Source organism: Kitasatospora sp. NPDC001225 (genome assembly GCF_053597855.1).
On the sequence record NZ_JBSFJC010000290.1, the window covers coordinates 1 to 3,702 of the forward strand.

At 70.7% G+C, this 3,702-nt stretch carries 4 protein-coding genes and 1 pseudogene; 3 read left to right on the plus strand and 2 right to left on the minus strand.

Going from position 1 to position 3,702, the window contains the following annotated elements:
• Nucleotides 1–86: 86 nt before the first annotated feature.
• Entirely contained in the window at nucleotides 87–638 is a 552-nt protein-coding gene (locus tag ACWDCZ_RS39335) for a hypothetical protein (RefSeq protein ID WP_049650826.1), read from the minus strand.
• A gap of 14 nt (nucleotides 639–652) precedes the next feature.
• A complete protein-coding gene (locus tag ACWDCZ_RS39340) occupies nucleotides 653–1,075 on the minus strand; it encodes an ATP-binding protein (RefSeq protein ID WP_063780117.1) in 423 nt (140 codons plus the stop codon).
• 199 nt (nucleotides 1,076–1,274) lie between these two features.
• Between ACWDCZ_RS39340 and ACWDCZ_RS39345 the strand changes: the two genes are divergently transcribed.
• From ACWDCZ_RS39345 to ACWDCZ_RS39355, 3 genes and pseudogenes are all read left to right on the plus strand, one after another.
• The gene (locus tag ACWDCZ_RS39345; protein ID WP_449818471.1) at nucleotides 1,275–2,600 is read left to right on the plus strand and encodes a tetratricopeptide repeat protein; all 1,326 of its coding nucleotides are present in this window, start codon (nucleotides 1,275–1,277) and stop codon (nucleotides 2,598–2,600) included.
• 88 nt (nucleotides 2,601–2,688) lie between these two features.
• Complete coding sequence (locus ACWDCZ_RS39350) at nucleotides 2,689–3,234, plus strand: NUDIX hydrolase (RefSeq protein WP_449818470.1); 546 nt, start codon at nucleotides 2,689–2,691, stop codon at nucleotides 3,232–3,234.
• Nucleotides 3,235–3,406: 172 nt separating this feature from the next.
• Nucleotides 3,407–3,702, plus strand: a pseudogene (locus ACWDCZ_RS39355) (hypothetical protein); the annotation flags it as partial.

Sequence of the window (3,702 nt, forward strand, 5' to 3'; positions counted from 1 at the left end):
CGCCCCCTCTCCCTCTCTGCTCCCCCCGTTTCTCGGCCCCCCGGTCCACTCCTGCGCGGGAAGTCGGCCGGGCCGACTTCCCGCGCTTACGGGTGGGTTGCGCGGGCGCGGCAGCGGGTGAGGGCGTAGGTGATGCGGCGGTCGGAGGGGAGCGTGGTGGCGAGGAGTTCGCCGGCCGTGACGAGGGTGGTCCAGTAGAGGGCGGGGTCCCCGGTGCGGGGAAGGGGGTGGGCGGCGGCGAGGGAGAGGTACGCGGAGATGAGGTTGCCGGTGGTGAACCAGCGTTGGAGGCCGTGGTGGTGGCCCGGTCGGATGCCGCCCATGGCGTCGATGGCGACGAGGAAGTGTTCGACGACGGCGAGTTCGGTGTCGGTGAGCGACTTGGGGACGTCGAAGACGCCGAGGGCTTCGAGGAGTTCGCCGGTGTCGGTCTCGGTGTCGGGGCGGGGGTCGGCGAGGAGGGCGTCGTAGCACTCGGCCAGGCGGCGGGTGGTTTCGGCGTGGGGGATGTCGAGTGCGAGGCAGACGGCGCGCGCGACGGGCAGGGGCGGGTGGCCGAGGCGGGCCAGGAGGGCGTAGGTCGCGGCCGGGGTGGCCCCACGGGAGAGGGTGTGCCGGGCGAGGGTGACGAGGTTCATGGAAGAAGCGGCTCTCAGGCGAGGGTGGTGACGGGGGCGATATGGGCCCAGACGAACTTGCCGATACCACAAGGGCGGGCGGCGCAACCCCACCGTTCGGCAAGTTCGTCGACAAGGAACAGACCGCGCCCCTTCTCATCGTCGGGGACGGCGGTCCGGAGGATCGGCCGTCCGGTGCCGGCATCGTGGACTTCGAGGCGCAAGCGGGAGCCGGTGAGAGCGAAGCGGACCTCGATGTGGCGGTCGTCGGGGGCGTCGGAATGCAGGACGGCATTGGCGAAGAGCTCGCCGAGGAGCAGTTCGGCGGTGTCGCGGTAGCGGTCCCCGGAGGGCAGCCCGGAGAGGAAGGCCCGGAGCAAGTACCGGGCCAGGGGAGCGGATTCGGTCCGCGCGTCGAGGCGTGCGACGAACATGCGCGGGCGGCGGGACATCAGCATGGGGGCACCTCGAAGGGGAACGCGGACGGGACCATTCGCACCACGACTGGTGATTGGCCGATGACGAACAGTCAACATCCATGCCCTGCGGTCGGCTATGGTCGGGGCGCGCCCGGACGTTGAAACCCTTGAAACCCACCTGCCAGGGGGAACTGTCGTGCGAACCGACCGTGGGCCGAACCACAGGCTCGCCTCACTGATGGCCGAAGCCGCCTGGGGCAACGGCGATTTGGCTCGGGCCGTCAACCGGACCGGCACCGAGACCGGGCAGCGGCTGAAGTACGACGCCTCGGCCGTCTCCCACTGGCTCAGCGGCACCTCGCCTACGGCGAAGGCCCTGCCGGTCGTCCTGGAGACACTGGCGCGGAGGCTCAAGCGGCCGATCACCGCCGTCGAGGCCGGATTCCGCGGGACACCTACCCCTGTTGACCAGCCGACGGATACGGTGTCAGGGCTGATCGACCTGGGGAGCCTCGATATGGACCCGTCCCGGCGCGGAATCCTCACGGCCGGCCTCTACTCGGTGGCCCTCACCATCCCCGGCTGGCCCGACGTGGTGGGCCGCTTCGAGAGACTGCGGACCGACCCCCACCTGCGGATCGGCATGGCGGAGGTCCAGGCGGTCGCGGCGATGACCGAGCGGATCAGCGACCTGGACGACCAGTTCGGCGGCCGGATGACCCGTCCGATGGCCGCCTCGTTCCTGGTCAACACGATCGTCCCGTACCTGCGGGCGGACGCCGGTGAGGACGTCCGCAAGGCCATGCTGTCGGCCGCCGCCGACCACTGCTACCTGACCGGCTACATGGCCGTGGACGAACGCCACGACTCCCTGGCCCAGCGCTACTACTTGAAGGCCCTGGAGCTGGCCGGGCACGCGGGCGACCACCTCACGTACTGCACCACCCTGCGGGGCATGAGCGTTCAGGCCGTCGACCTCGGCCACGGCAGCGCCGCCCTGCGACTCGCGGAAGCAGCCTCCTCCGCCTCCCCACAGGCCGGCCCCCGCATGAGGGCCTTCCTCGCCGGTCAGCAGGCCCATGCCCTCGCCCAGACCGGGGACAGGGCCGGAGCCCTGCACCATCTGCGGGCAGCGGAAGTCGCGATGGAGCGGGCCGAGTCCAAAGAGAAGGCGTTCGGCTCCTACGATCCCGCCACGCTCTCGTACCACATCGCCCAGGTCAACTACGAGCTCGGTGACCGTGAAAGCGCGATCCGCGCACTGCAGCACTCCGCGAAGATCCGGCCTGCGGTCTATCGCCGGGGCCGTGTGCGTCACCGCTCGATGCTCGCCGAGTGGCAGCTCGGAGCCGGCCGACTGGAAGAGGCCGTCCAGAACTGGCACCTCGCCCTGGACGACTATCCGACCATCCAGTCCGGCCGGGCCGACGACCGCTTCCGCTCGATGCTCTCCGCGACCCGGCCGCACCGCCGCAACCCCCACGTGCGCGGGCTCCTCGAACGCGCCCGCCCCATGGCGGGCGGCCGAGGACCGGCCCGAACGGTACGGGAGACCAGGGCATGACCAGCGGCGAACCGGTCGTGCCCGTGCAGACCGCACGCGTGAGAGGGTCGGGAACGCAACTGGTGCGCGTGTGAGGGAGGGACCGCTCGTGGAGTGGGAGGTGTTCGGGCGTCGGCAGGTGTTCGGGAGTCCGTGGGTCGAGGTCTGGCTCGATGACGTCGACATCCCCGGTGTCGGCCGGATCGACCACCACGTCGTCCGCTACCCCCGCTCCTCGACCACCGCCGTCGTCACCAACGAGGCCGGCGAGTTCCTGCTCCTCTACCGGCACCGGTTCATCACCGGCCGCTGGGGCTGGGAGGTGCCGGCCGGTTGGGTCGAGCCCGGTGAGGAGCCGGCGGCGGCCGTCGTCCGCGAGGTCGAGGAGGAGACCGGCTGGCGTCCAGGCCGGGCCGAGCTGTTGACCGAGTACGACGCCATGGCCGGCATCGGCGACGCCCACTTCCACGCCTACCACGTCACCGACTGCATCCGGATCGGCGAGCCCGAGGACGTCTCCGAGGCGAGTCGCGTGGAGTGGGTCCCGGAGGGCGAGGTGGTGAAGCTGCTGACGAGCGGCGGGGTTCCGGACGGGCCGTCGCACGCCGCCCTGTCCTACTACCTCGGCCCGCATCGACTCGCTCGGTGCTCCTGAACACCTCGCCCGGCGTGGGGGCGCACTCGGTGCGGGGGGCTTGGGCTTCACGCTCGAACGGTTCGCACTCTTCGTAGTCGCTGTGCTACTTTCCGCATCATCAACAGAACATAGGAGACCCCGGCGGTGGTGGAACACCCCGGGGTCAGGCACCAGGAGAACGAAGCTCCAGATGCGGATTCATCGTAGCGTTCATTCGCGCGCGTTCAGCGTGCTTCCGAACGGCCTGTTGCAGGACCGGCGGCTGAGTTACACCGCTCGTGGCCTCCTCGCCGACCTGCTCTCCCGCCCCGACGGGTGGCGGGAGGACGGGCGGCAGATGGCGGACAGCAGTCCACAGGGGCGGGGCGCCATCCGACGGGCCCTCAAGGAACTGAAGGACGCCGGGTACTACCGGGTCGACAGGGTCCGGATGGCCGACGGGACGGTCCGGTCCGAGGCCCACGTCTTCGACACCCCGCAGCCCGA

Bases quoted from the DNA above. Each gene is read 5' to 3' on its own strand.
- ACWDCZ_RS39335 (WP_049650826.1), bottom strand. From the start codon at position 638: ATGAACCTCGTCACCCTCGCCCGGCACACCCTCTCCCGTGGGGCCACC.
- ACWDCZ_RS39340 (WP_063780117.1), bottom strand. From the start codon at position 1,075: ATGCTGATGTCCCGCCGCCCGCGCATGTTCGTCGCACGCCTCGACGCG.
- ACWDCZ_RS39345 (WP_449818471.1), top strand. From the start codon at position 1,275: ATGGCCGAAGCCGCCTGGGGCAACGGCGATTTGGCTCGGGCCGTCAAC.